Source organism: Streptomyces sp. NBC_01288 (assembly GCF_035982055.1).
Lineage (GTDB): Bacteria > Actinomycetota > Actinomycetes > Streptomycetales > Streptomycetaceae > Streptomyces.
This window is the reverse complement of sequence record NZ_CP108427.1, coordinates 305,843-332,467: the sequence shown is the minus strand read 5'-3', so window position 1 is coordinate 332,467 and position 26,625 is coordinate 305,843. Positions and strand designations below refer to the sequence as shown.

Sequence of the window (26,625 nt, the reverse complement as noted above, 5' to 3'; positions counted from 1 at the left end):
CGTCGGATCGGAGCGGTGACTCAGGACTTCACGGGCTTGCCGCGGCCCCACGCCCACGCCAGGCGGTCGGCGCCGGACTGGTTCGTGGTGACCAGCCAGGGGCGGGCCGCGTCGCCGATGAGCTTCTGGATCGAGTACGTGTCGTCGGTGCGCAGGCCGGGCCAGTACACCGAGCCCATGCCGAGCTTGCGGAACGTGTCGGTGTCGGCCTGGATGAAGTTGACCGAGTTGTCGGCGGGCGTCGGCACGTTGTAGTTCAGGCCCGTGGTCATCGGGGCGCCGAACTCGTCGGCCACGGTGCGGTTCGCGCAGTCGCCGAGGCGCACCTTGAGGTCGCTCACCCACTGGTCGTAGGTCGCGTAGTCCTTCCAGAAGCCGTAGTGGTGCAACGAGAGGTACGTGCCCTTCAGGCGCGGGTCGGCGCAGACCGTGGTGACGTGGTCGTTGTAGCCGGCGCCGCTCACGAAGACGCGGTTGCGCGGCACCTTGGAGTAGGTGTCCAGCCACTTGGCGGCGAGGTCGGCCCACTCGGCGTCGGTGTAGCCGTGCGGCTCGTTCATCGGCTCGAAGTACACCCGCTGGTTGTGCTGGTACGTCTTGACCACGGTGTTCCACATGGGCCAGTACGTGGCGGGGTCGTCGATGAAGCCGTCCTTGTTGGCGCCCGTCCCCTCCCAGTACGAGACGATGACCTTGAAGCCCTGCGCCGTCGCCGCGTCGATGACCCCGCGGTAGGACTTCCAGTAACTCCCGTTCACCGTGTACGGGTTGATGGGCAGCCGCACCGTGTTGGCACCGAGGTTGGCGCGGAACGCCGCGATCACCCGGGTCGCCTTGGCGTACGTCTGGGCGTAGGTGTCGGTGAGCGACAGGCCGGACAGGACGACCGGGTCGTCGGCGTAATTGTCGCGCGGGTCGGCCCAGTTGACGCCCTTGAACTGGGACGTGTTCGTGCTCGGCGCGGCGGAGGCGGGGCTGCCGGCCAGCGTGGTGCCGGTGACCGCGGCGATCGCGACGGCCACGAAGGTGGCCCGCAGACGGGTTCTGGCGGGGATGGTGCGCATCGACTTGCCCTTTCAGGAATGGCGACTCCGCGCATGACGAGGCCTGCGCGCGGCTGAGCGGCCGTCGGAACAGTTACCGGGCGGGACGGATGACGTCGGCTCGTCGTCCCAAGTCCCGGTGGGCTCGGTGGTGTTGAGGGAGCACGGGCACGGTGGGCCCTGCTTGCCGGGAGCCTCCAGTTCTCCCTCCTCCACCGGCCGCGACGCGGTGTTTACGTAAACATCCTGCGGCGGAACCGTAGGCCGAATCCCCCGGCCGAGCTGGTCCGTTGAGATGTTTACGCAAACATGGCGGCGCCGGAATCGTGGCATCCGGCACCGCCGTCGTCAAGGTTTCCCGCACGTAACGTCGTCGGCATCCCGCGCCGGGGCTACGGCTTGATGCCCACCCCGGTCCACAGGCTGACCTTGGCGTCCGTGGGCGCCTCGTCCTCGGACCACTCCTCGGTCACCGGGTCGGGACGCCAGCGCCAGCCGACGGCGATGCCCGGGTCGAGCAGGTCGAGCCCGGTGAAGAAACGCGCGACCTCGTCCCGGCTGCGGACCTTCACCGGTGTCCCGGCCTCCTCGTAGATCGCGACGACCTTCGCCCAGGGCCCGGGGTCGAAGTCCGGAGTGACGTGGCTGATGGCCAGGGCGCTGCCCGACGGCAGGACCGACAGCAGCCGGTCCACGAGCCCGTACGGGTCCTGGTCGTCGGTGACGAAGTGCAGCAGCGCGTTCAAGGACAGCGCGATCGGCTTGTCGAAGTCGAGTATCTCGGCCACTTCGGGCGAGTTGAGGAGCGTCTCGGGGTCGTTGACGTCCGCCTGTACGTACGCCGTGCGGCCCTGCCGGGTGCTGCGCATCAGGCGCTCGGCGTACTTCAGGACCAGGGGGTCGTTGTCGGCGTAGACCACCCGGGCCTCGGGCACCACGGACTGGGCGACCTGGTGCAGGTTCGGCTCGGTGGGGATGCCCGTGCCGATGTCGAGCCACTGGCGGATGCCGTGCTCCCGGGCCAGGACACGGGTCGCGCGGTGCATGAACCCGCGGTTCTCCCGGGCGGCGACGAAGACGCCGGTGAAGACGTTCGAGACCGCCTCGGCCGCCTGCTTGTCGACCTCGAAGTGGTCCTTCCCGCCCAGGTAGTAGTCGTACATGCGGGCGGAGTGCGGCCTGCTGGTGTCGATGTCCCGCGCGGCGTGGGCGTTGGTCATGCTCTCCCTCTCAAGTGGTGTGCATCGGCGTCTCGGGCAGATCGCAGCCGGGCCGGCTCCCCATCGCCCATGCTCTTGTTCAGCTGGCCATCAAGTGGTCGGCCAGGCCCCGCTTGACCCCGTCGACGAACGCGGCCATCTCCTGAGGCGTGTAGATCAGCGCGGGACCCGCGGGATCGGTCGACTGGCGCAACGCTACGCGCCCGTCGGCCAGTTGCTTCGTCTCCACGCACTGACCTCCGTTGGGACCGCTCCAGGGGCATTCCCAGCCCTGCTCGCCGAGGTTCGACGCGGGCATCCCGTTGTAGACCTTGCCGTCCGTGGTGGTCATGAGTACTCCTTGCGCATGCGGTTCAAGAGCGCCTTGCTGTCCGCGGACGAGGTCAGCAGCGACATCCTGTTGTGCGCCTCCAGATGGGCCACGACATCGGATCGTTGGTCCAGATACATGGAGGCGGAGAGGATCTCGCTGTAGACGACGTCGGGCAGCTCCGGTTCCTGGAACCGGAAATAGGTGAAGGGTGCGCACGCCCCGACGTGGGCACCCGCCGAGAACGGGACGATGTCGACACTGACGTGGTCCAGTTCCGAGACCTCGAGGAGCCGGTCTATCTGGTCCCGCATGACCGCGGGACCGCCCACCACCCGGTGGAGCACGGCTTCTTCCAGCACCGCCCAGAGCGTGGGCGAGTCCGGCCTCTCCAGCAGACTCTGGCGGCGCAGACGTAACTGCACCCGCCGTTCAAGGTCTTCGTCGTTGTCGTTCGGGAAGCCGCCGCTCAGCACGCCTCGCGCGTAGTCGTACGTCTGGAGGAGTCCCGTGACGTAGTGCGGCTCATAGGTACGCAGGGTCTTGGCGCCGGTCTCCAGGCTCACATAGGCGGTGAACCAGCCCGGGAGCACATCGCGGTAGGCGTGCCACCAGCCGGGCTCGTTGGCCCGCTCCGCGAGAGCGACGAACTCGTCGATCTCCTGGCGGTCTGCGCCGTAGGTCTCCAGCAGTTTTTCGACGTAGAGCGGTTTGAGGCCGACCTCGGCCTTCTCCAGACGGCGGATGGTCAGGGAGGTCACCCGCAGGGCCTTGGCGGCGTTCTCCAGCGACACGTTCGCACCCTGTCGCCGCTCCTGCAGCCGCCGGCCGAGGATCATGCGGAGAACAGTGGGTGCACCCGCGCCGGTGCTCGACCGAGCTTCGCTCACGCCCAACCTCCTGAGGGACTGTCACCGGCATTAGTCTGACAGCGACTTGCTGATGTCGCCAGACAGAAACCGACGTTCTGAAATTATCAGGGAGTCGGTTGCAGCTTGAACTGAGCTATGGGCATAGTTACTTGTGTGAGCGACCTGGGCCTCTCGTTGGAACACCCCGTCCACGGAAGGTCTGTTGCTGATGCTGTGCGTCTCCCGCCTGCGCCCGCCCCCGATGGAAGGCGAACCACCGTGTCCCCCCACACGACTCCCTCCCCGCAGCTCTTAGACGTCGTCAGCCCGGACCTGGCGCACTGGCTGGAACTTCCCGCGCACCGCTCCGGTGTCCGGACCGCCCGGCACGCCATGGGCGCGCAACTGGACAAGTGGCGCCTGCCCGAAGGTGTGCGCGACGACGCGGTCCTGCTCATCTCCGAGCTGGCCACCAACGGCGTGTGCCACACACCCAGCGCGCGACTCCTGTGCGGTGTCGGGCTCGTCACCGACCGTAGTCTGCGCATCGAGGTCCACGACCACGACTACACGGGCAGTGATCTTTCCCGCTGCGAGCCGCGCGTCGACGACGAGAGCGGGCGCGGCCTGTTCATCGTGCAGGCCATCGCGGACACCTGGGGGGTCGACAGATCCGCGCTCACCGGTGGAAAAGCCGTGTGGGCCACACTGTCCACCGGCTACTGACGCCGGACACCCGGAGGGGGCGAGGACGCCCGCGGCCTGTTCAGGTGGTCGCGGGCGTCAACTCGGCCAGCAGCAGCGTCCGGTCGTCCGCCCCGGGCATCGCGGACGGGGCGCGCAGCAGCCGTTCGCACAGTGAGGGGAACGCCTCCGGTCCGTCGGCCGGCGTGGGCTCGGCGGCGGCCGTGTCGAGAGCCCGGGCCAGACCGGCGATCTCCTGGTCGATGTCCGCGTGCCGCGACTCGACCAGCCCGTCGCTGTACAGCAGGAGCAGGGCCGGTTCGTCGATGGTCAGCACCGTGGCCTCGTAGTTGCCCGTGCCGAGCCCCAACGGCAGCCCCGCACTGGCCAGCGTGACCGGTACGGCCGGTCCGTGCGGGCCGCGCAGCAGCGGCGGCGGGTGACCGGCGCCGACCAGGGTGCAGGTGTGCGCCCGGGCGTCCCACTCGGCGTAGATGCACGTCGCGAAGGACGCGCCCGGGGTGTCGTACGCCAACTCGTCGAGCCTGCGCAGGAGTTCGGGCGGTTCCATGTCGAGCCGGGCCAGCGTGCGCACGGCCGTACGCAGCTGGATCATGGCCACGGCCGACTCGGGGCCGTGGCCCATCGCGTCGCCGACGACCAGACCGACCCGGCCACCGGGGCGGGGCAGCACGTCGAACCAGTCGCCGCCGATGATGTTGCCCTGGCCGGCCGGGAGATAGCCGTGCGCGATGCGGCAGCCGTGGAACGCCTGCGCCGGGTCCGGGAGGAGGCTGTTGCGGATGGCGAGCGCGGTGCGCCGCTCGCGCTCGTAGCGGCGCGCGTTGTCCAGGGCCACGCTGGCCCGGGCCGCCAGCGACTCCACGGCCACGGCCTCGCCGGGCAGGAACGGGTCCCGTTCCGGGCCGCGTGTGCAGGCGATGAACCCGACGGTGGCGCCCCGCAGTTGGAGCGGGACGACGAGGAAGGACGCCGTCCCCAACAGATCGTCTATGCGCTGCGCGTCGCCGCCCGCGGAGGCCAACAGCCGCTCCGAGGTGTGCTTGTCCACTCCGTCGAGGACCTGCGAGTGACCGCTGGCGAGGGCGCGTGCGTACGGGGTCTCGCGCGGGAAGACGACCACCTCGCCGACCGGCAGCACACCGTCCCAGCTCTCGGGCGCCTCCGTGCCCACCCGCACCGCGAGCCGGCGCGCCTCTATCTGCGGCGGATCCACCGCGGGATACGCGTTCTCCTCCAGCACCCACCGCTCCAGCAGATACACCGACGCCGCGTCGCAGAACCCGGGCGTCAGCGCGTGCACGACATGGCTGCCGGTCAGCCGCAGGTCGAGCTCCGAGCCGATCACGTCCGCGGCGGGAGCGAAGACCTGCCTGCGGCGTGGGGGCCCGGCAGAGGGTGCGTCACCTATGTGACTGCGCGGTTCGTTCCGCAGGGTCGTGCCTTTCCGGGTGGGGACCGGCCGCGTGGCGTGGGGGGACAAGCGGTCTGCCGTGCTTTCGTCGGCAACTATATGATGACGCGTCAAGGAACCTGGGGCGAAAGGGAGTTGTGGTGCCGGAGAGCGCAGGTCTGCCGCAGGGGATCGATCCTCGCAAGGCGAGTGTCGCCCGAATGTACGACGCGATGCTGGGCGGTGAACACAATTTCGCCATAGACCGCGAGGCGTTGGCGGCGTTCACCGCGATCGACCCCCAGGTGCGCACCCTGGCCCGCGCCAACCGCGACTTCCTCGGCCGGGCCGTGCGCTTCCTGGTCGCCTCCGGCGTACGGCAGTTCATCGACCTCGGCTCGGGCATCCCCACCCAGGGCAACGTCCACGAGGTCGCGCAGGCCGCCAGCCCTGGAGCCCGCGTGGTCTACGTGGACAACGACCCGGTGGCCGTCGCCCACAGCACCTCCCTCCTCGCCGACAACCCGGACGCGGACATCGTCGACGGCGACATCCGCAGACCGGCCGACGTCCTGTCCTCCCCGCAGGTACGGAAGTTGATCGACTTCGAGCAGCCCGTCGCCGTCCTGATGATCACGATCCTGCACTTCGTCACACCCGCCGAGAACCCGACCGGCATCGTCGCCGCCTTCCGCGACGAACTGCCCGACGGCAGCTGGCTGGCCATGAGCCACGCCACCAACGAGGACCGCCCGGACACGGCCGCCGCCGTGGGCAAGTTGTACAGCTCCAGGGCCACTTCGCCCGTAACGGCCCGCTCCTACGACGAGATCCTCGGCCTGTTCGATGGCTTCGACCTTGTCGAGCCCGGCCTGACCTATGTCCCCCTGTGGCGCCCGGACCCGACGGACGAGATCCCCGAAAACCCGTCGGAGTACTGGGTCTACGCGGGCGTCGGCGCCAAGAACGCGTAGACCGCGGGTACTTCGGTGGGTACGTCGGTACGGAAAACGAGGTGCCCGCCCCGGATTTGGCCGGATGAGGGGGAGTGGGTCGCGAAAACCGGGGCAGGGGGCTCTTGTCGGCAGTTCCTTCGGACGAATGGGGTGGGCGTTATGGCAGCCGTGACGGCAGCGGAGGCACCGGCCACGGCAGGGCGGCGGACGACGGCCCGAGAGGCGCTCCCGATGATGGGGGGCACTCTTCCGCTGATCGCGGAGCCGTCGAAGGTGAGCCCGAAGGACGCGCGGGAGCTGTCACGCCAGTTCTTCGACCGGCTGACCTCGCTGGAGGAGGGCACCCACGAGTTCCAGTACGTGCGCAACACCCTGATCGAGATGAACCTCTCCCTCGTGCGCTACGCGGCCGCGCGCTTCCGCAGCCGCAGCAACAACGAGATGGAGGACATCGTCCAGGTCGGCACGATCGGACTCATCAAGGCGATCGACCGGTTCGAGCTCTCGCGCCAGGTGGAGTTCACGTCGTTCGCCGTCCCCTACATCGTCGGCGAGATCAAGCGCTTCTTCCGCGACACCAGTTGGGCCGTCCACGTGCCGCGCCGGCTCCAGGAAGCCCGCGTCGAGCTGGCCAAGGCGACCGAGGAACTGCGGTCCCGCCTCGGCCGTACGCCGACCACGCGTGAGCTGTCCGAGCTGATGTGCCTCACCGAGGAAGAGGTCATCGAGGCCCGCAAGGCGTCCAACGGCTACACCTCCTCCTCGCTCGACGCCGCGCTCAGCTCCGACGCGGGCGCCGAGGGCGAGACCGTGCTGGCCGACGTCATCGGCTCGGACGACCCGGGCCTCGAACTGGTCGACGACCTCAGCTCCCTGGCCCCCCTCATCGCCCAACTCGACGACCGTGAGCGGAAGATCATCCACATGCGCTACGTCGAGGAGCGCACCCAGGCCGAGATCGGCGAGGAACTCGGCGTCTCCCAGATGCACGTGTCCCGGCTCATCAGCCGGATGCTCCGGCGGCTGCGCGCGGGGCTGCTCGACCCCGCGGTCGCCTGACGGACGATCCGGCCCAACAATCCGGGCTGTTGGGTGATGTCACCCTCCCCGGATGTCCGTTCTGCGGCACTCTCGTACTGTGGCCGGGCAGGCACCTCAGGTGCCTGCCCGGCCGTCGCGGGGTTGCCGGAAGGGGGAGTTGTGGCGTGGCGGAGTGAGGAGTTCGGGGAGTCCCACGAGGGCATCGTGGGGGCGGTCCTCGCCGACGGCAGTGAACCGAAGTCCGTGTATCTGGATGTGGGCAGCGGCAGTTGTGGCTTCGAGACGCGTGAGTGGTGGGCCTACAACGGCTGGATGGGCCGGCTCAAGGCAGCCGGCTGGCGGGCGTCCTGCGCGTGCGGGTGGCGCGGGGAGAGCCATCCCATCGACTGGGACCAGGTGGAGGACCACGACCTGGACGACCTGGACACCTCCGACGCGTACGACGAGTGGTGGGAACACATCCACGCCGTCGAACGCCGGACGGTTCCGTTGCCGGAGGAACTCTCCGAGCTGATGGAGCAGTTGGAGGGACGGCTCGACGCGCTCTCGGACACGGCACCGGTCGCCGCGCTGAAGGCGGTGGCCATCCTGGAACGCCTGGCGGCCCGGGTCGGCAAGGAAGCGGCGTACGGGGCGCAGGCCGACGATGTGCCGGGCGAGGCGCTCGGCAAGGCGCTCGGACTGAGCGTGGACAACGCCCAGTCCCGCCTTGACCGCTACCTTCGCGCTTACTGACGGACGGACGGCGGGCGGGGCCCGTGTCCTCGGTGCGTGTCTCGGGTCGGGGCGGCAGGGAGGGCGATGGCCGCCGCGACGGCGCGGGGCCGGGGGCGCGTGCCAGACTGGACGCAGCGCTCGCCCCCGCTCCGTAGCTCCCGTACTTCACCGAGGTTGTCCGTGACCAAGCCCCCGGCCCGTGTCCCCCAGCGAAGCAACGCGCGCTCCAACCGGGAACGCATCCTGGCCACGGCCCGCCGGGAACTCGGCCGGAACCCCGACATCACCCTGGAGGAACTCGCGCGCGCCTCCGGCGTCGTACGGCGCACGCTGTTCGGGCACTTCCCCGGCCGGGAGGCGCTGCTGGAGGCGCTGGCCGAGGAGGCGTCGGAGGCCCTGCGGGCAGCACTGCCCGCCGATCCGGCGCCGTCCGGTGCGGGGGTGGAGTCCGCCGAGCGGTCGTACGCGCGCTTCGTGCTGTCGATGTGGACCGTGGGCGACCGCTACCGGCTCCTCCTGGCGCTGGCCCGGCGCGACCTGGGCGTGGAGCGCGTCACCGAGATCCTGTCGCCGGCCCGCGGCGCGGCCACCACCATCCTGGACCGCGGCCAGCGCGACGGCGTCTTCCACACGCAACTGCCGGCCGCCGTGCTGAGCGCCGGACTCGAAGCCATGTCGATCGCCCTGCTCGAAGAGGTCAACTCCGGGGAGCTGGAGGACGACGGGACCCATGCGGCGGTCGCCTCTCTCATCGCGGCCGGTGTGCCGGAGAAGCAGGCGCGGGTCGTGGTGGACGAGGTCGCGCCGACGGAGGACGCGGTCGCGGACGACTGAGCCTCAGGCGTTCCCGTACGACGAGTCGCCCTCCACCGAACTGCCCCGCGAGCCGTCGTCGGACCGGAAGGTGACCGACTCGCCCGACAGGCGGGCGATCAGCCCGCTCTCCGTCGTGGTGACCGAGCGCAGGCGCAGGCCCTGAGGGATGTTGCGGAGCCGGATCGGCCGTTCGAAGACCGTGCCGATCGCCGATCGCCCCACCTCCGGCAGCAGACCGCCCGTGACCTGGAAGTCCTTGAAGGCGATGCGGTTGCCGGACAGCACCGATACGGTCGCCGCCACGGTGACGTCGTCGCCGGTGGGCAGGAGGACGCTCGCGCGGACCTGGTCGGGACGGGTGCCCCGGGAGATCTCCAGCCCGAGGGCGGCCGACAGGTCCGGGTAGGACAGCAGGGCGGTCGCCTCGGCCGAGCGGGCCAGCGCCTCCGAGTCGTCGTCGGACTTCTTCAACTCCTTCAGCCGGAGGGAGAGTTCGCTCACCGGCAGCGGGCCGGTGGTATCGCTCGCCGGTATGTCGTGCGCGGTGATGTCCACGCGCCGCAGGGTGCCGGCGGCCAACTGCGTCAGCATGGGGAAGCCCCGCACGTGGACCTCCGGCGCGGAGGGCGTGTGCATGCCCGCCTGGAACGCCGTGGCCGTACGGGACTCGACCCGTGCCGTCGCGAAGCGGTCGACGGCGAGGGGCACGAGGAGCAGCGCGAGAAGCGCGCCGACGGCGATGACGACCGGGCGCCGGTTCCTCCGGGGCCGGCGGTGCGCATCCCAGGACTCATAGGGCTCGTACATGGGTCTCCTTCAGCGGGAATCAGCGGGGATCAACGGGACGGACGCAGGCGGCGGACCGTGGTGGCCGCGAGGGCGGGTCCGACGCCCATGGCGATCAGGGCCGTCGTGGCGGCGGCCGTGCCGTCGTCGGTCCAGGGGCTGGAGTTGACGCTGTCCAGCAGCGCCAGCACGTGTGCCTCCAGGGCTCTGCCGAGCGGACCCGGCGGGAGGGCGGTGTGGAAGACGCCCTGCCGCTGACCGTGGGCGAGGATTCCGGCGACCGCGTCACGGGCCGGGCCGAGCAGCGCGCCGACCCGGTCGGGGCCGAGGTCGCGGTGGGCGAGGGCGATGAGTGTGCGGTAGCGGTCGCCGACCGACCAGAGGGTGAGGACGAGGCGCGCCAGGGAGGTCACGGGATCCGGCGTCGGCGCCCGGGCGCCGGCACTCGCACGCCGTACCGCCTCCCCGGCGTCCGCCGCGAGGCCCTCGACGAGCGCGGCCCGCCCGGCGAAGTGCTCGTAGATGGTGCGCCGCGCGACGTCGGCCGCCTCAGCGATGGCACCGAGACTGCGGTCGGGGTCGCGGCCCAGTTCGCGCCGGGCCGCTTCCAGGATGCGGGCGCGGGTGGCGTGCGCCTTGGCGCTGCTGCGGCCGGACACGTCGACACCTCCTGGCCGGGCTGATCTGTCTCGGCATAGTTGCACATCAGTGAGCAATAAAATAGCCTGCACATCAGTGAGCAATTAATGCCGTCTAGGAGCTTCAGATGCCGCTCTTCGCCACCACACCCGTCGACAAGATGACCGGGCCGTACACGCGGCGCTGGTCCGCCCTGATCGTGCTCTGTCTGAGCCTGCTGATCGTGGTCATGGCGAACACCTCGCTGATCGTGGCCGCCCCCGACATGACCACGGACCTGGGCCTGAGCAGCAGCGACTTGCAGTGGGTCATCGACGGCTACACCGTCCCGTACGCCGCGCTGATGCTCGTGCTGGGCGCGATCGGCGACAAGTACAGCCGTCGCGGCGCGCTCCTCACCGGGCTGGTGATCTTCGCCGGGGGATCGGTGATGGGGAGCCTGGTCCACGAGACCGGGCTGGTCATCACGGCCCGCGCGGTCATGGGAGTGGGCGCCGCGGTGGTCATGCCGGCCACGCTGTCCCTGCTGGTCGCGATCTTCCCGAAGCGCGAGCGGGCGCGGGCCATCACGGCCTGGACCGCGACCTCGGGCCTCGCCATCGCCGTCGGCCCGCTGGTCGCGGGCTGGCTGCTGGAGGACCACGCCTGGGGCTCCACGTTCCTGATCAACGTCCCCATCGCCCTCGTCGCGGTCGTCGGCGCGCTCGTCCTCGTACCGCCGTCCAAGGCGGACGCGATGGGCCGCATCGACTACGTGGGCGGCCTCCTCTCGATCGTCTCGGTCGGCTCCCTGGTCTACGCGATCATCGAGGGCCCGCACTTCGGCTGGGGCGCGGGTCCGGTCACCGCGGCGGTCGTCGCCGCCGTCGGTCTGCCCGCCTTCGTGGCCTGGGAGTTGCGTCACCCGCACCCCATGCTGGACGTCCGCAAGTTCGCGCAGCGATCCTTCAGCGGCTCGATGACGGCGGTCCTGTTCTTCTTCTTCGGCACCTACGGCGCGATCTACTACGCCACCCAGTTCCTCCAGTTCGTCCTCGGCTACAGCGCGCTGGAGACCGGCGTACGACTGCTGCCGCTGGCCGCTGCCGTCTCACTCGGCGCCGTGGTCACCGGACGCCTCACCCCCAAGCTGGGCATGAAGCCGATGGTGGTGACCGGCATGGCGATCGGCACCGTGGGCGTCTTCCTGCTCACGCTCGTCGACAAGTCGTCCGGCTACGGCGACTTCCTGCCGATGATGATGCTGCTGGGCTTCGCGATCGGGCTCAGCGTCTCCCCGGCCACGGACACGATCATGGGCGCCTTCCCGGAGAACGAACTCGGCGTCGGCGGCGGCGCCAACGACACCGCGCTGGAACTCGGCGGCTCCCTCGGTATCGCCGTCCTCGGCTCGCTGCTCGGTACCACCTACAAGGACAAGCTGACCGACCTGGTGGGCGGCCACCTCCCCGCCGCCGCGCTGGACACCGCCAAGGACTCGGTCGGCGGCGGCCTGGCGGTCGCCCAGCAGATCGCGAAGACGCCCTCCGCCGGACCGCGGCAGGCACAGGCCCTGGTCGACGCCGTGCACGAGGCCTTCGCCCACGGTGTCGCGCAGACCAGCCTGGTCGGCGGGATCATCATGGCCGCCGGCACGCTGATCGTCCTCGCGGTGCTGCCGGGCCGCCGTGGCACGAAGGAGCCCGAGTCGAAGGCGACGGAGACCAGCCGCGAGCAGGAGCACGCCGAGTCCGTCTGAACACCCCGGCACCCACCGCCCGTTGGCAGGCCCGCCCGAGGATCAGGAAGCGAGAGAACATGCCCGCCCCGCATCGCATCGACGTCCACCAGCACCTCCTCCCGCCCGCCTACCGGAAGGTGATGGACCGTCACGAGATGACGGCCGGCGGCTGGCCCACGCCCGCCTGGGACGCGCGGAGCGCGCTCGCGATGATGGACCGCCGGTCCATAGCCACCGGCATCCTCTCGGTCAGCTCACCGGGCACCCACTTCGGCGACGACACCGAGTCCCGCGCGATCACCCGAACCGTCAACGAGTTCAGCGCGGAACTGGCCAAGGACCACCCCGACCGCTTCGGCTTCTTCGCCAGCGTCCCGCTGCCCGACGTGGACGGCGCCCTCGCGGAGACGGCGTACGCACTCGACGAACTGCACGCGGACGGCGTGGTGTTGATGTCCAACATCGACGGCCGCTACCTCGGCGACAAGGAATTCGAGCCGCTCTGGGCCGAGTTGGACGCCCGCGCCGCCGTGGTCTTCGTCCACCCCACCGCACCGCCGCTGCCCATGCTGGAAGGCATGCCCAGCCCGCTGCTGGACTTCCCCTTCGACACCACCCGCACCGCGGTGCACATGACGCTCAACGGCGTGATGAGCCGGCACACCCGGATGAAGGTGATCCTCTCCCACGCGGGCGGCTTCCTGCCGTACGCCGCTTGGCGGTTCACCGCCGGCGCCCAGTTCAACCCCGGCACCACACCCCTCGGCATCCTGACCGACCTCCAGCGCTTCTACTTCGACACCGCGCTCTCCTCCACCCCGGCCGCCCTCCCCTCCCTGCTGGCCTTCGCCGCGCCCGGACACATCCTCTACGGCAGCGACTTCCCCTTCGCCCCCGAGGAGAGCGGCGGACTCCTCGACTCCCTCCTCGACGGCTACGACGGGTTCGAGCCCGGCCAACTCGACGCGATCAACCACGGGAGCGCGAAGGAACTCTTCAGGAACCGGTACGGCCGGGGCGACGCGCAGGCGGCCCGGTGACCGGAGTCGGCCGGGGGTGCACGCCGGTCGGCCGGACCATCGGGGATAAACTGGAACAGTTCCGCCTCGGCGCCCGTTCCCTCGCCCGTTCGGAGAACACCGTTCCCGCACTTAGCGGCGACGGAGTCCCCGACGACTGAATGTCATTGCCCGCTCGCGGGCAACCGTCCAGGGGCTCTCGGTCGGATGCCGTTCCCGCCCAGCTGACGGAGACCGACGGTACTGCCTGTGAACACCCCGGACGCCACCGCCGACCAGCCCACCCCCACCCTCGAACCGGCCGACGAGGCCCCGCATCGCACCCGACGCTGGCTGCGGCCGCTGGTGATCACGGTCCTGCTCGCGCTGTTCACCACCGAACTCGTCCTGGGATGGCCGTCGTTGGCCGCCGCGCTGTCGCAGCTGCGCGCACCCCGGCTGAACTGGTTCGCCGTCGCGCTCGTCGCCGAAGTGGCCGCCATGGGCTGCTACGCGCGCATGCAACGCCGACTGCTGCGCTCGGCCGGGGTGATCGTGCCGATCCAACGGCACATCGCCCTCGCCTATGCGGCCCACTCGCTCAGCGTCACCCTGCCCGGCGGGCCCGCCTTCTCCACGCACTTCAACTACCAGCAGATGCGCCGCTTCGGAGCCACGCCCGCCGTCGCCTCCTGGTGCATCGCGCTGTCCGGCCTGCTCTCCGCGGCGGCCCTGGCCGTCGTCACCGCGATCTCCGCGATCGCCTCCGACGGAAGCCTCCAGTGGCACAGCCTCGTCACCCTCGGCCTGGCCGTGCTGCTGCTCACCGTCGGCATCCGGCGCATCACCCGCCACCCCGAGAAGGTCGAACCGGCCACCCGCGCCGCGCTGGCCAAGGTCAACCGGCTGCGGCACCTTCCCGAGACCCAGGGCCTGGACCGCATCCGCGGCTTCGTCGAGCAGCTCCGCACCGCCCGGCTCGAACCCCGGCACGCCGTCGCCGCCGCCGTCTTCGCCGTACTCAACTGGCTGCTCGACGCGGGCTGTCTGTGGCTGTGCTTCCACGCCATCAGCGACACGCAGATCAGCAGCGCCCAACTGCTGCTCGCCTTCTGCGCGGGCATGGCCGCCGGGACGCTCACGATCATCCCGGGCGGCCTCGGGCTCATCGACAGCGCGCTGATCCTCGGACTGGTCACGGGCGGGGTCGCGACCAGTACCGCGATCGCCACGGTCGTGCTCTACCGGATCATCAGCTTCGGGTTCATCATCGGCGTCGGCTGGATAACGTGGCTGATCATCCGCCGCCACAATCGTCGGGAAGCTACTGGTGAACCCGCTGCCGAACCGGCTGCCTGAACCGGCCGTCCAGCCGTTCGCCCAGCCGCTCGACCCGACGGTCAGGCCCGCGCGCCGCCGTCGACCCGCAGGACCGTGCCGGTCACGAAGGACGCACGGTCGCTGAGCAGCCAGGCCGCCGCCTGGGCGATCTCGTCGGGCTCGGCCGTGCGCCCCAGCGGGGTGTGCGCCGTGATGCGTTCCAGGAGACCGGGGGAGTCCGCTTCCCAGGTCCGGATCATCTCGGTCAGCGTGCCGCCCGGCGCGATGGCGTTGACCCGGATGCCTTCCGGGCCGTAGGTGAGGGCGGCCGACTCGGTGAGGCTGTTGACCGCCCGCTTCATCGCGCCGTAGGCGGGCAGTTCGGGGTTGCCCATCAGGCTGCCGACGGAGGAGTTGTTGACGATGGCGCCCGTTCCCGCGGTAGCCCGGATCGCGGCGACCTGGGCGACCATGGCGAGCCAGACGCCCTTGAGGTTCACGTCGTAGACATGGTCGAAGTCGCTCTCGGGCAACTCGTCCATCGGGCCCGGGCGTTGGATCGTCGCGCCGTTGTTGAAGGCCACGTCGAGCCGGCCGTACAGGTCGACGGTCCGGTCTACGGCCGCGCGCACGCTGGTCGCGTCGGCCAGGTCGCACACCACGTAGTCCGCGGTGCCGCCCGCCTCCCGGATTTCTTCGGTGACCGTCTTCAGTTGGGCCTGCGTGCGGGCCGCGAGCAGCACTCGGGCGCCTTCGCGGGCGAACAGTCGCGCCGCCGCCGCGCCGATGCCGCGTCCCGCGCCGGTGACGAAGGCGACCTTGCCGGACAGCAGGCCGAGGGAGGGAGGAGTGGATGTGTTGGTCATGGCAGCGAGCCTGCGCCCGTCCGTGGGGCTGATCCAGGCACCGGCAGTACCTGGCTGGCCAGCCGACGCGCGTACACACTGGGGGAGTGGACCGACGAGAACTGGCCGACTTCCTGCGCAGCAGGCGTGAGCGGATCACCCCCGCCGAGGTGGGGCTGCCCACGGGACCGCGCCGCCGTACGCCGGGGCTGCGCCGCGAGGAGGCGGCCCAGCTGGCGTTCATCTCCACCGAGTACTACACCCGGCTGGAACAGGCGCGTGGCCCGCATCCGTCGCGCGAGGTACTGGCCGGGCTCGCCCGCGCCCTGCGCCTGACGGACGCCGAGCGCGACCACCTCCACCACCTCGCGGGCGTACCGCCGGGCCCGCCGCCCGGTCCCTCGCGCGAGGTGCGGCAGAGCATCCTGGACCTGTTGCACCGGCTGCCGCAGGCCGCCGCGATCGTGGTCTCCGCGACGCACGAGGTGATCGCCTGGAACGACCTGGCCGCCGCCCTCATGGAGGACTTCTCCGCCGTGCCGTGCCGCGCCGCGACCGCAACCTGGTGCGCCGGGTCTTCCTCGGCCCGCACCCGGAGGGGCGACGGTTGTACGGGGTCTCGGACGCGGACGAGTTCGCGCGCCGCGCGGCCCAGGACCTGCGCGCCACCGCCGCCCGCTACCCCGACGACCCCGAGCTGACCGAGCTGGTGGACGAACTCCTCGCCGGGAGCGAGGAGTTCACCGAGTTGTGGGACTCCCACGACGTGGCCGCCGCGCCCACCTTCTGTAAGACCTTCCAGCACCCGTCGGTCGGCCCGGTGACCGTCAACTGCGATGTCCTCGACATCTCCGACCGGGACCAGCGGGTCGTGATCTACACGGCCACTCCCGGTTCACCGTCCGAGGGGGCGTTGCGGCTGCTGTCGGTCATCGGCACGCAGCGCATGGACATCGCCCCTTGACCCGGGTCAGTCCTCCGCACGCGCGACGAGGTCCAGCGCGATGTCGGTGATCATGTCCTCCTGGCCGCCGACCATCGCCCGCCGCCCGGCCTCGACCAGGATGCTGCGCGTGTCGAGGCCGTAGCGGGCGGCGGCGGTCTCGGCGTGGCGCAGGAAGCTGGAGTACACGCCCGCGTAGCCGAGGCTGAGGGTCTCGCGGTCCACCCGTACCTCGCGATCTTGCAGCGGTCGTACGAGATCGTCGGCCGCGTCCATGAGCGGGAACAGGTCGCAGCCGTGCTTCCAGCCCATCAGGTCGGCGACCGCGACGAACGCCTCCAGCGGACAGTTGCCCGCACCGGCGCCCTGGCCCGCGAGGGAGGCGTCGACGCGGATCGCGCCGCCCTCGACCGCGACGACCGTGTTGGCCACGCCGAGGGCGAGGTTGTGGTGCGCGTGGATGCCCAACTCGGTCTCCGGGGCGAGGACTTCGCGGTACGCGCGGAAGCGGTCCCGGACCCCGTCCATCGTCAACCGGCCCCCGGAGTCGGTGACATAGACGCAGTGGGCGCCGTAGGACTCCATCAGCTTGGCCTGGCGGGCGAGTTCGGCGGGCTCGGCCATGTGGGACATCATCAGGAACCCGGCCACGTCCATGCCCAACTCCCGCGCGGCGGCGATGTGCTGTGCGGAGATGTCGGCCTCGGTGCAGTGCGTGGCGACCCGCACCGAGCGGATGCCCAGCGCGTGGGCCTGCTTCAGGTCGTGGACGGTTCCGATGCCGGGCAGCAACAGGGTGGTGGGGACGGCCTGTTGTACGGCGCCGGTGACGGCCTCGATCCACTCCCAGTCGGTGTGGGCGCCGACGCCGTAGTTGATGCTGGAGCCCGACAGCCCGTCGCCGTGCGCGATCTCGATCGCCGCCACTCCGGCCGCGTCCAGGGCGCCGGCGATCGCGCGGGCCTGGTCGACGGTGTAGCGGTGCCGTACGGCGTGCATGCCGTCCCGCAGGGTGACGTCCTGGACGTAGAGGGACGGGGTCACTTGGCTGCCTCCTTGCGGGCGCGGCCGGCCATGCGTTCCGCGGTGCGCAGCGCGGCCGAGGTCATGATGTCGAGGTTCCCGGCGTAGGCGGGGAGGTAGTGGGCGGCGCCCTCGACCTCCAGGAACACCGACACCTTCAGCAGTTCGCCCGCGCCCGGCGCGAGAGTGCGCAGCGGGTCGTCGGCGGCCACCTTGTCGTACTGGACCTTCTGCTTGAGGCGGTAACCGGGCACGTACGCCTGGACGCGGCCGACCATCTCCTCGACGGACGCGGTGACCGCCTCGGTCGCGCAGTCGGAGACCAGGCAGTGCACGGTGTCCCGCATGATCAGCGGGGGTTCGGCCGGGTTGAGGACGATGATCGCCTTGCCGCGTGCGGCGCCGCCGACCACCTCGATGGCCTGGGAGGTGGTCTCGGTGAACTCGTCGATGTTCGCGCGGGTGCCGGGGCCCGCCGAGCGCGAGGCGATGGACGCGACGATCTCGCCGTAGTGGACCGGCGAGACCGCGCCCACCGCGGCGACGATCGGGATCGTGGCCTGGCCGCCGCACGTGACCATGTTGACGTTCGGGGCGTCGAGATGGGCGTCGCCGTTGACCGGCGGGACGACGTACGGGCCGAGGGCGGCCGGGGTGAGGTCGACGAGGGTGCGGCCCAGCGGCCGCAGGACCTCCTCGTGGTGGCGGTGGGCGCCGGCCGAGGTCGCGTCGAAGACGATGTCGACATCGGCGAACTCGTCCAGGGCGACCAGTCCTTCGACGCCCTCGTGGGTCGTGGCGACCTTGAGGCGGCGGGCACGGGCCAGGCCGTCGGAGTCCGGGTCGATGCCGGCCAGCGCGGCGATCTCCAGGGTCTCGGACAGGCGTAGGACCTTGATCAGGAGGTCGGTGCCTATGTTGCCGGAGCCGATGATGGCGACCTTCGTGGTCACTTTCCGTCCCCTTCCGAAGCTTCGGTGGCTTCCTCGGCGAAGCGGACCCGTACCGAGCCCAGGTCCGAGATGTGGGCCTCGAAGGCGTCGCCCGGCGCGGCCGGGGTCATCGGGCCCAGGGCGCCGGTGAGCACGAGGTCGCCCGCGCGCAGCGGGTCGCCCCGCTCGGCGAGGGCCGAGGCGAGCCAGACGGCGGCGGTGAGGGGGCTGCCGAGACAGTCGCCGCCGGTGCCCTCGGAGACGGTCTCGCCGCCCCGGGCCATGGTCATCGTGACGGTGCGCAGGTCCACGGCGGTCAGCGGTACGGGCGTGGCGCCCAGGACGTACAGACCGCAGGACGCGTTGTCGGCGACGGTGTCGACGAGGGAGATGTCCCAGTTCCGCACCCGGCTGTCGACGATCTCCAGCGCGGGCAGCGCGAAGTCCACCGCGCGCAGCACGTCGACGATCGTGCACTCGCGCTCCGGCAGGTCCCGGCCGAGGACCAGCGCGACCTCCGCCTCCACCTTCGGCTGGAGCAGCCGGCCCAGGGGCACCTCGCCGCCGTCCGGCACCGCCATGTCCGCGAACAGCGCGCCGAAGTCCGGCTGGTCCACGCCGAGTTGGCGCTGTACGGCGGGGGAGGTCAGGCCGATCTTGCGGCCGACGATGCGGCGGCCGGCGTCCACACCGCGCCGGACGTTCAGCTGCTGCACGGCGTAGGCGGTCTCCAGACCGCCGCCGTCGAGCAGGTCGCGTACCGGCGGACAGGCGACCCCGGTGCGGGTGGCCTCCGCCAGCAGGTCGGCGGCCTTGACCACGGCCGGGGACACGGCGTCCGGACGGGCGCCGTCGGGCACGGTGGGCACGGGTTACCTCCGGTGGAGCGGTACGGGTCTGGGGGAGAGATGCGGGTCCAGGGAGTGGTGCGGGTGCACCTCCGGTATAGACAGCATCCCCGCGAAGGGACAATGTTTGTTCCGTGACACGGAACAACGCGAGCGGCAGCATGCTGGAGAAAGCCGCGCTCATCCTCGACTGTTTCAGCCCGAGCGGCGGACCGTATCGCCTGTCGGAACTTTCCGAGCACACCGGACTGCCCAAGCCCACGGTCCACCGGCTGGCCGCCGACCTCGTCCGGCTGGGCTGGCTGGAGCGCTCGGGCCCGCACTATCTGCTCGGCGCGAAGCTCTTCGAGCTGGGCTCGCTGGTGCCGCACCGGCGCGATCTGCGCGAGACGGCCCTGCCCTTCCTCCAGGACCTCTTCGAGGCCACCCGCGAGACCATCCACCTGGGCGTCCGCGAGGGCATGGAGGTGGTCTACCTCGAACGCATCCACGGCCACGAGGCCCTGCGGCTGCCCTCCCGCATCGGCGGCAGTCTGCCGCTGACCTGTACAGCGGTCGGCAAGGCCCTACTCGCCTTCTCCGGTGCCGAGTTGACGGAGGAGGTGCTGTCCCGCCCGCTGCCGAGCCTCACCCCGCACTCGATCACCGACCCGGCCCGGCTGCGCATGACCCTGGAGAAGATCCAGGTCTCCGGCCTCTCCTACGAGGAGCAGGAGGCCGCGTTGGAGGTGAGCTGCATCGCGGCCCCGGTGTTCGCCGGCGACACCGCGGTCGCCGCCCTCTCGGTCGCCGTACCGCGCACCCGCTTCCGGCCCGCCCAACTTGCCCCGGCCGTAAGGACGGCGGCGCTGGGACTCTCCCGCGTGCTGCGCGGCGGAGGGGCTACGAGGACCCCACTGTCCTGGCGGTGAACCCGACCGTACACTGACAAGTCACGGTAACGGGGGCATTGTTGAGCGGGGGGAGAATCATGTCCGGGGATCAGTACGGGTCTGTCCAGGGGTTCGCCGTGCCACCGATGCCGTCGTCTCCACCCCCCGCCCCGCCGGACCGACTCAGATCCGTGGCGGTCGGTCTCCTCAACCTCAGTGGTCTCGGGCTCGGTTACGCACTGATGCGCCGCTGGCTGCTCATGGCCGTGTGCTGGGTCGCGACCATCGTGCTGCTCCTGGTGGCGCTGCCCGCCGACCCGGACGGCGTCTCGGGCGCCTTCGTCACCCTGTACGTCGTGTTCCTCGTACTCGCCGCCGTCCACGGCGCGTTGGTCGGCCTGCGCACCCGCCTCGCCTGGCCCTCGCCCACCCCGGTCGCGGTCGTGCTCGGCCTGGTCCTGCTCGCCGTACCGGCCGGGGGAGTCGTCCTCTACGACAACGCCCGCGACGAGGCGACCCAGCAGATGCTCCTCGACCGGCTGGAGAAGGCCGACCAACTCGTCGCGGACTCGGGGAGGTTGCCGTTCTCGGCGGCCGAACCGCAGTACCGCCAGGCGCTGGTCGCGTACGACGACCTCGGCACCGCCCACTCCGGTTCGCGGGCGGCCAAGCGCGTGCCCGACCGGCTGAAGACGTTCTACACGACGGTCTCCGGCGCCTATGCGCAGAAGAACTACTGTGACGCGATACCCCAGTTGAAGTATCTGCGGACCGTCCCCGGCACCATCAGCAAGAAGGAACTGGGCACGCTCACCACCTGGCCCGACGACCGGCTGGCTACCTCGCTGTACGAGTGCGGCTCCACCGGTCTCGCCGCCCAACGCGCGGACTGGTCGACGAACTTCGGCGATCTGCTGGCCACGTTCCCGCAGTCGTCGCAGGCGGGTCAGGTCGAGCCGGCCGTCAAGTCGGCTGTCAGCACGGCGGTGAAGGGTGTGACGGGCAGTCAACCGTGCACGGCCGTCAGCGGGTTGGAGAGTCTCTCCACCCAGATCGGGAGTCTTCAGGGCGGTGGGGCAGGTGTGTCCGACGCGCTGAGCGCGGACGCCCAGCAGGCGAGCAGCCGCGCCGACTCCGGTGCCTACCAGTGCGGTGTATTCCAGTACAAGGACGGCGACTTCGACTCGGCGCTCTCCACGATGAACGACTTCGTGAAGAAGAACACGCACGACAAGAACCGGGCCCGGGCCAAGAAGATCGCGATCGCCGCCGAGGTGGCGCAGACGGTCCCGGCCGCGGGCAAGAAGCTCCCGACGACCGCGTCCGGCGGCAGCATCTCCGTCACCGTCAAGAACGACAGCCCGGACGACATCACCGTCCTGTACACCGGTCCGGTGACCGGCAGCTTCACGCTCAAGGGCTGCGGGAGCTGCACGTCGTACTCCCTGACCACCACCCTGCTGAGGGGGTTCAAGCCGTGCAGCTCCGGCAAGAGCTACCCGCAGAAGACGATCAGCCTGCCGACCGGGACGACGTACTTCGTGCACCGTCCTGACAGTTCGACCGCGACGCCGGCCTCGGACACGGCGAAGCTCAGGTCGGGCTACATCTACACGGAGTGCGCCTACAGCACGGGGGCCTTCGGCACCGGATGACCCTACGGGGACTGCGAGTTGAGGGCGGCGGGCGCCCCGGTGCTTCGGTGCCGGGGCGCCCGCCTTCTGCTCACAGCAGGGTGGGTGCGTGGAACGTGCCGAGGCCGGTGGTCAGGTCGCGGTCCAGCCAGTAGCGGCGCGGTTCGGCGAGCATCACGGCGACGCTGACGCCGAGGAGGCCGGGGATACTCGCCAGCTCGTTGTCGACGAAGAGCGCGAGGGCGGCGCGGTCGGTGACCAGGCCGGTGGCGAGCACGGACATGTCGCTGGCGACGTGCGCGGCGAGCCGGGTCTGGGGCAACTGGTCGATGCGGCGCATCACTTCGGGGGTCGCGCCCGGCGCCACCCGCAGCCGGAGGATGAACGCGGTCTGGAAGCCGAGCCACTCGGACACGATCTCCAGGCGCGGTTTGGCCCAGCCCTCGTCCAGGACCCGGCGGACCACGCGGTGCGCGGTGGAGGTGGCCAGGTCGGCGGTCCGGGCGATGCTCGCGGCGGACGCGCGGCCGTCCCGGAGCAGCTGGGCCACGACCCCGCGCTCGGCCTCGCTGAGCGGTTTCGCCGGGGGAGTCGCGGTCGCCGTGCCCTCGGGGCGGGAGCCGGTGAGCTTCAGCAGGTCGGCGCGCTCGGTGTCGGTGAGGAACTGCGGGTCCCAGGTGATGCCCCGGCGCAGCGTGCTCAGCGCGGGCAGGGCGTTGACGCGCCGGACGCCGGGCACGGAGAACATCCGGTCGATCGCCTCGCTGGTCGCCGCCTCGGACGGGGCGTGCACGACGGCGTAGAGCGGGTAGTCGCCCGAGATCTGCGCCAGCAACTGGAGGTGAGGCAGGTCACGGAGCCGGTGCAGGACCGAGAGAGGGGTCTCGCCGGTGATGTCCAGGAAGACGTGGACGGGCATCGCCGTGGAGTGGACGCCCCAGTCGGCCTGCCCGATCACGCGCACCATGCGTGCCTCGTGCAAGCGGTCGTAGCGGCGTTTGAGCGTGCTGGCGTCGGCGGCCAGGATCTCGCCGATGTCGTCCCAGGTGGCCCGGGGCGCCAGGTGCAGCGCGCCGATGAGGCGCCGGTCGAGCTCGTCGAGGAGAGGACGGGTCATAGGGCCTCACTCTAAGGTGCTGTTTAATCCCACTGTTACTTCCAAGATATAGAGAATCTCTCATCTGGATGCCATTGTTCGCAGGAACATCCCCCCATCGCGCCAAGAGGTACCGATGAGTGTCACCTCCGCTCAACCTCAGCCCCCGTCCACCGAGCCCGAGTCGAGAGTCCTGCGCACCGCGTTCCGCGGCCTGACGGCGATCGAGAAGGTCGGCAACAAGCTCCCCAACCCCTTCTGGCTGTTCTGGATCCTCGCGGGGATCGTCGCCGTCCTCAGCGCCGTCCTGGCGGCGACCGGCCTCAGCGCCGTGCACCCCGGCACGCACGAGACCATCACGGTGCAGAACCTGCTCAGCAGGGACGGCCTCACCATGGCCGTCGAGGGCGCCGTCGACAACTACGCGGCCTTCCCGCCGCTGGCGACCATCCTCACCGTGATGTTCGGCATCGCCGTCGCCGAGAAGAGCGGACTGTTCTCCGCCCTGCTGCGCCGCATGGTCGCGCGCGTCCCGGGCAAGTACCTCACCTTCGCCCTGTCGATGACGGCCATGGTCAGCCATGTCGCCGGAGACGCCGCCTACGTCACCCTCATCCCGCTCGGCGCCCTGGTCTTCCGCGCGGCCGGCCGCAGCCCGGTCCTCGGCTGTGTCGTCGCCTACGTCTCGATCGCCGCCGGGTACGACGCCTCCCCGTCGCTCACCACCACGGACGTCCTGCTCTCCGGGATCTCCACGGCCGCCGCCCACACCATCGACGCGCACTACGTCGTGACCCCGGTCGCCAACTACTTCTTCGGCCTCGGCTCGTCCGTCCTGGTCGCGTTGGTGATCACCCTCGTCGTCGACAAGGTCCTCGCCCGCCGCTCCGACCTGGAACCCGACGAGCCGGTCGCCGCGCTGGGCGCCGAGGAACTGGCCGAGATCGAGGTCACCGACCGGCAGCGGCGCGCCCTGCGCACGACCGGCCTGGTCGCCGTCGGCTTCCTCGTGCTCCTCGCGGCGGCGATGATCCCCTCGTCCTCACCCCTGCGCGGCGAGGGCGGCGGCATCGTCAACTCCCCGCTGATCGGCGGCATGGCACTCGTCCTCGGCGTGTTCTTCGCCGTGCTCGGCACCGTCTACGGCCGGATGACCGGCACGTTCACCGCCGCCCGCGACAGCATCGGCGCGATGGTCGACGGCACCCGCTCGATGGCGCCGATCCTCGTCCTGTTCTTCGCGATCGCCCAGTTCCTCGCCTACTTCAAGTGGACGAACATCGGCGACATCCTCGCGGTCAAGGGCGCCGAGACACTGCGCGACCTGCATCTGAACGGCTGGACCGTGCTCGTCGGCATCGCCGTGCTGATCACGTTCATGAACCTCGTCATCACCAGCGGCTCCGCGCTCTGGGCACTGGCGGCACCGGTCCTCGTTCCCATGCTGATGCTCATCGGCATCGAGCCCGAGACCACCCAGGCCGTCTACCGCGTCGCCGACTCGGTCACCAACTGCGTCACCCCGATGAGCCCCTACTTCGTCATGGCCCTGGGCTTCATCCAGCAGTACCGCAAGTCCGCCGGCATCGGCACCCTGGCCTCCTTCACGATCCCGATCGCCGCCGTCGTGTGGGTGGTCTGGGTCGCGTTCTTCGTGGCCTGGTACCTGCTGGGCATCCCGCTCGGCATCAGCTGAACCCGGGGCTCCACCAAGGGACTTCACCCCCCACCGCCGTACAGGAAAGCAGATCATGACCGCATCACCCGCAGCCACCACCCTCACCGCCCGCGCCCAGGACGTCTCCTCGCGGATCGTCGAGGACATCCTGACCCTCGTCCGCCACGAGACCGGCAGCTACGACCTTCCCGGCCTCGCGAGCGGTCTCGACCTCCTGCGCGAACTGACCGTCCAGCGGCTCGGCCGGCCCGACCACGAGGAGCGCCACCCCGGGGGCGAGTGCGGCGACACCCTCACCCTGACCTACGGCGGCACCGGCACCGGTCATGTCGCGCTCGTCGGGCACTACGACACCGTGTGGCCGACCGGGACCCTTGCCGGATGGGAGCAGTTGGAGGCGACCGAGGACGGGCGGGAGAGGTTGAGCGGGCCCGGCATCTTCGACATGAAGACCGGTCTGGCGCAGGGCATTTGGGCGCTGAAGCTGGCCCGGGAGAGCGGTGTGCCGCTGCCCACCGTCACCTTCCTCTTCAACGGTGACGAGGAGATCGGGTCCCTGTCCTCGCGGCCGGTGATCGAGGAGGTCGCGCAGAAGGTCGACGTCACGCTGGTCCTTGAACCGAGCGCCCACGGCGCGGTGAAGACCGCCCGCAAGGGCACCGGGATCTTCCACGTCACCGCCACCGGCGTCGCATCGCACGCCGGGCTCGCGCCGCAGGACGGGGCGAGTGCGATCACCGCGCTGTCCGAGTTCGTGGTCGCCGCCGCTGCCGTGGCCGCTCCCGAGCGGGGCACCACCATCAACACCGGGCTCATCAAGGGCGGTTCGGCCATCAACGTCGTCGCCGGGCAGGCCACCGCCGGGGTCGACATCCGGGTCAGCAGCGCGGCCGAACAGGACCGGGTGGACGAGGAGTTGGACGCCATCGAGGTCAGCGACCCGCGCGTCCGCATCGACATCGACCACGCCTGGAACCGGCCCCCGATGACCCTCAACGCGGCCTCCGCACCACTGCTCGACCTGGCCCGCGAGGTCGCCCGTGACCAGGGGCGTGACGCCCTGCGCGACACGGCCGTCGGTGGCGCCAGTGACGCCAACTTCGTCGCCGCGCTCGGTCTGCCGGTGCTGTGCGGCATGGGGGCGGTCGGCGACGGGGCGCACGCCCAGGGCGAGTTCATCTACCCGGACACCGTGCCCGCGCAGACCGCCCTGGTCGCCGGGCTGTTGGGGAGGCTGGCGGAGCCGTTGCGGGGCTGACCGGGACCGGCCGGACACACCGACGTGGTGCCCGTCCGGGCCACGCCGGCCGCGGGGTCGCCGGGACGACTCGCGGAACCGCTGCGGGGCTGAGCTGTCGGGGTCGGTCGGTGGGGGCAACCGCGACCGACCGGAACATCCGCGGGCGTCCAGGGTGGGGCGCGTCAACCGATCGACCCCCGACCGGGGACAATCGGCGCCATGACGGACGGTACGGACGGTAGGGACGACTCCAGCGGTCGCTTGGCCAGGATCGAGCGGCTGCTGGAGGACGGCGGGCGCGATGTGGTGCCCGCGTGGCGCCGGGTGACGCGCGGGGAGACACGGTGGGCGGTGTCCGCCGTGATCCTGGTGGCGCTCGCCCTGCAACTGATGCTGCCGCACCGGCTCGCCTTCCAGCCGTACTGGCTGCTGCCGGCCCTCGAAATCGCGCTGATGGTCGGCCTGTTCGTCGCCAATCCCCGCCGGATCGAGCCCGGCACCCGGTGGCTGCGCTGGCCGAGCCTGGTCCTGACGGGTGTGATCAGCCTGGCCAACAGCTGGTCGGCGGCCAGGCTGGTGGTGGGCCTGGTCAGGGGCACCGAGGGGCTGGACGCCGGGCCGCTGCTGCTGACCGGCGGTGCCATCTGGCTGACCAACGTCATCGTGTTCGCCCTCTGGTACTGGGAATGGGACCGCGGCGGCCCGATGGCGCGGGTCATGGGACACCACCAGTACGCCGACTTCCTCTTCGTCCAGATGCAGAGCCCGGAGACCGCGCCGCCGGACTGGGAGCCGGTGTTCCTGGACTACCTGTACCTGTCCTTCACCAACTCCACCGCCTTCAGCCCGACCGACGTGATGCCGCTCTCCCGCTGGGCCAAGATGCTGATGATGGGCCAGTCCTCGGTCTCCGTGTCGATCGTCGTCCTGGTCGTCGCGCGGGCGGTCAACATCCTTCGCTAGCAAGCGAGTTGAACTGTCGAACAGCTGTCGAAACTG

Annotated in this window: 25 protein-coding genes and 2 pseudogenes; 15 read left to right on the top strand and 12 right to left on the bottom strand. The window is 70.6% G+C overall.

Going from position 1 to position 26,625, the window contains the following annotated elements:
- Positions 1-20 precede the first annotated feature (20 nt).
- The 4 genes from OG194_RS01590 to OG194_RS01575 all read right to left on the bottom strand — a co-directional run bounded on the left by OG194_RS01590 (position 21) and on the right by OG194_RS01575 (position 3,463).
- Positions 21-1,064 (bottom strand): glycoside hydrolase family 5 protein, encoded by a 1,044-nt coding sequence (locus OG194_RS01590; RefSeq protein WP_327398967.1) that lies wholly within the window; start codon positions 1,062-1,064, stop codon positions 21-23.
- A 371-nt stretch (positions 1,065-1,435) separates the two neighbouring features.
- Positions 1,436-2,263 carry an SAM-dependent methyltransferase gene (locus OG194_RS01585; protein WP_327398966.1) on the bottom strand — a complete coding sequence of 276 codons (828 nt, stop codon included), beginning with the start codon at positions 2,261-2,263 and terminating at the stop codon, positions 1,436-1,438.
- 79 nt (positions 2,264-2,342) lie between these two features.
- Complete coding sequence (locus tag OG194_RS01580) at positions 2,343-2,594, bottom strand: DUF397 domain-containing protein (RefSeq protein WP_327398965.1); 252 nt, start codon at positions 2,592-2,594, stop codon at positions 2,343-2,345.
- The gene (locus OG194_RS01575) at positions 2,591-3,463 is read right to left on the bottom strand and encodes a helix-turn-helix domain-containing protein (protein ID WP_327398964.1); all 873 of its coding nucleotides are present in this window, start codon (positions 3,461-3,463) and stop codon (positions 2,591-2,593) included. Before OG194_RS01575 ends, OG194_RS01580 begins: the two co-directional genes overlap by 4 nt.
- A gap of 240 nt (positions 3,464-3,703) precedes the next feature.
- On the opposite strand from OG194_RS01575, the gene OG194_RS01570 reads away from it, so the two are divergent.
- Complete coding sequence (locus OG194_RS01570; RefSeq protein ID WP_327398963.1) at positions 3,704-4,150, top strand: ATP-binding protein; 447 nt, start codon at positions 3,704-3,706, stop codon at positions 4,148-4,150.
- A gap of 40 nt (positions 4,151-4,190) precedes the next feature.
- Here the strand turns inward: OG194_RS01570 and OG194_RS01565 are convergent, their stop codons facing one another.
- The gene (locus OG194_RS01565) at positions 4,191-5,477 is read right to left on the bottom strand and encodes a PP2C family protein-serine/threonine phosphatase (RefSeq protein ID WP_442811476.1); all 1,287 of its coding nucleotides are present in this window, start codon (positions 5,475-5,477) and stop codon (positions 4,191-4,193) included.
- A 266-nt stretch (positions 5,478-5,743) separates the two neighbouring features.
- Here OG194_RS01565 and OG194_RS01560 point away from each other — a divergent pair, with 266 nt between their 5' ends.
- The 4 genes from OG194_RS01560 (at position 5,744) to OG194_RS01545 (ending at position 9,070) form a co-directional block, all read left to right on the top strand.
- Positions 5,744-6,496, top strand: a complete 753-nt coding sequence (locus OG194_RS01560) for an SAM-dependent methyltransferase (RefSeq protein ID WP_442811775.1) — start codon at positions 5,744-5,746, stop codon at positions 6,494-6,496.
- Positions 6,497-6,637: 141 nt separating this feature from the next.
- The gene (locus OG194_RS01555) at positions 6,638-7,537 is read left to right on the top strand and encodes a SigB/SigF/SigG family RNA polymerase sigma factor (RefSeq protein WP_442811475.1); all 900 of its coding nucleotides are present in this window, start codon (positions 6,638-6,640) and stop codon (positions 7,535-7,537) included.
- Between the two features lie 141 nt (positions 7,538-7,678).
- A complete protein-coding gene (locus tag OG194_RS01550) occupies positions 7,679-8,254 on the top strand; it encodes a hypothetical protein (RefSeq protein WP_327398960.1) in 576 nt (191 codons plus the stop codon).
- Positions 8,255-8,416: 162 nt separating this feature from the next.
- On the top strand, positions 8,417-9,070 hold the full coding sequence (locus tag OG194_RS01545; protein ID WP_327398959.1) for a TetR family transcriptional regulator: 654 nt from the start codon (positions 8,417-8,419) through the stop codon (positions 9,068-9,070).
- 3 nt (positions 9,071-9,073) lie between these two features.
- Here OG194_RS01545 and OG194_RS01540 read toward each other — a convergent pair whose 3' ends face one another.
- Entirely contained in the window at positions 9,074-9,859 is a 786-nt protein-coding gene (locus OG194_RS01540; protein WP_327398958.1) for an LmeA family phospholipid-binding protein, read from the bottom strand.
- A 29-nt stretch (positions 9,860-9,888) separates the two neighbouring features.
- A complete protein-coding gene (locus OG194_RS01535) occupies positions 9,889-10,497 on the bottom strand; it encodes a TetR/AcrR family transcriptional regulator (protein ID WP_327398957.1) in 609 nt (202 codons plus the stop codon).
- Between the two features lie 107 nt (positions 10,498-10,604).
- On the opposite strand from OG194_RS01535, the gene OG194_RS01530 reads away from it, so the two are divergent.
- From OG194_RS01530 to OG194_RS01515, 4 genes and pseudogenes are all read left to right on the top strand, one after another.
- Complete coding sequence (locus tag OG194_RS01530) at positions 10,605-12,215, top strand: MFS transporter (RefSeq protein WP_327398956.1); 1,611 nt, start codon at positions 10,605-10,607, stop codon at positions 12,213-12,215.
- 59 nt (positions 12,216-12,274) lie between these two features.
- On the top strand, positions 12,275-13,237 hold the full coding sequence (locus OG194_RS01525; protein ID WP_327398955.1) for an amidohydrolase family protein: 963 nt from the start codon (positions 12,275-12,277) through the stop codon (positions 13,235-13,237).
- Positions 13,238-13,251: 14 nt separating this feature from the next.
- Positions 13,252-13,377 (top strand): annotated as a pseudogene (locus tag OG194_RS01520) (VOC family protein); the annotation flags it as partial.
- 88 nt (positions 13,378-13,465) lie between these two features.
- Positions 13,466-14,554, top strand: a complete 1,089-nt coding sequence (locus OG194_RS01515; protein WP_327398954.1) for a lysylphosphatidylglycerol synthase transmembrane domain-containing protein — start codon at positions 13,466-13,468, stop codon at positions 14,552-14,554.
- Positions 14,555-14,595: 41 nt separating this feature from the next.
- Here OG194_RS01515 and OG194_RS01510 read toward each other — a convergent pair whose 3' ends face one another.
- A complete protein-coding gene (locus OG194_RS01510) occupies positions 14,596-15,381 on the bottom strand; it encodes an SDR family NAD(P)-dependent oxidoreductase (protein ID WP_327398953.1) in 786 nt (261 codons plus the stop codon).
- Between the two features lie 86 nt (positions 15,382-15,467).
- Between OG194_RS01510 and OG194_RS01505 the strand changes: the two are divergent.
- Positions 15,468-16,324, top strand: a pseudogene (locus tag OG194_RS01505) (helix-turn-helix transcriptional regulator).
- A 6-nt stretch (positions 16,325-16,330) separates the two neighbouring features.
- On the opposite strand, the gene dmpG reads toward OG194_RS01505, so the two are convergent.
- The 3 genes from dmpG to mhpD are packed head-to-tail and all read right to left on the bottom strand — an operon-like array spanning position 16,331 to position 19,127.
- Positions 16,331-17,347 (bottom strand): 4-hydroxy-2-oxovalerate aldolase, encoded by a 1,017-nt coding sequence (dmpG, locus tag OG194_RS01500; protein WP_442811474.1) that lies wholly within the window; start codon positions 17,345-17,347, stop codon positions 16,331-16,333.
- Positions 17,344-18,279, bottom strand: a complete 936-nt coding sequence (locus OG194_RS01495; protein WP_327398952.1) for an acetaldehyde dehydrogenase (acetylating) — start codon at positions 18,277-18,279, stop codon at positions 17,344-17,346. Before OG194_RS01495 ends, dmpG begins: the two co-directional genes overlap by 4 nt.
- The gene (mhpD, locus tag OG194_RS01490; RefSeq protein WP_327398951.1) at positions 18,276-19,127 is read right to left on the bottom strand and encodes a 2-keto-4-pentenoate hydratase; all 852 of its coding nucleotides are present in this window, start codon (positions 19,125-19,127) and stop codon (positions 18,276-18,278) included. Before mhpD ends, OG194_RS01495 begins: the two co-directional genes overlap by 4 nt.
- 140 nt (positions 19,128-19,267) lie before the next feature.
- On the opposite strand from mhpD, the gene OG194_RS01485 reads away from it, so the two are divergent.
- Entirely contained in the window at positions 19,268-20,017 is a 750-nt protein-coding gene (locus OG194_RS01485) for an IclR family transcriptional regulator (protein WP_327406955.1), read from the top strand.
- A gap of 107 nt (positions 20,018-20,124) precedes the next feature.
- A complete protein-coding gene (locus tag OG194_RS01480; protein ID WP_327406954.1) occupies positions 20,125-21,633 on the top strand; it encodes a hypothetical protein in 1,509 nt (502 codons plus the stop codon).
- 70 nt (positions 21,634-21,703) lie between these two features.
- Here OG194_RS01480 and OG194_RS01475 read toward each other — a convergent pair whose 3' ends face one another.
- Positions 21,704-22,729, bottom strand: a complete 1,026-nt coding sequence (locus OG194_RS01475; protein WP_327398950.1) for an Lrp/AsnC family transcriptional regulator — start codon at positions 22,727-22,729, stop codon at positions 21,704-21,706.
- A gap of 115 nt (positions 22,730-22,844) precedes the next feature.
- Here OG194_RS01475 and OG194_RS01470 point away from each other — a divergent pair, with 115 nt between their 5' ends.
- The 3 genes from OG194_RS01470 (at position 22,845) to OG194_RS01460 (ending at position 26,589) form a co-directional block, all read left to right on the top strand.
- Positions 22,845-24,404, top strand: a complete 1,560-nt coding sequence (locus OG194_RS01470; RefSeq protein WP_327398949.1) for an AbgT family transporter — start codon at positions 22,845-22,847, stop codon at positions 24,402-24,404.
- Positions 24,405-24,459: 55 nt separating this feature from the next.
- Complete coding sequence (locus OG194_RS01465) at positions 24,460-25,644, top strand: M20 family metallopeptidase (RefSeq protein ID WP_327398948.1); 1,185 nt, start codon at positions 24,460-24,462, stop codon at positions 25,642-25,644.
- Between the two features lie 201 nt (positions 25,645-25,845).
- Positions 25,846-26,589 (top strand): hypothetical protein, encoded by a 744-nt coding sequence (locus tag OG194_RS01460; protein ID WP_327398947.1) that lies wholly within the window; start codon positions 25,846-25,848, stop codon positions 26,587-26,589.
- Positions 26,590-26,625 lie beyond the last annotated feature (36 nt).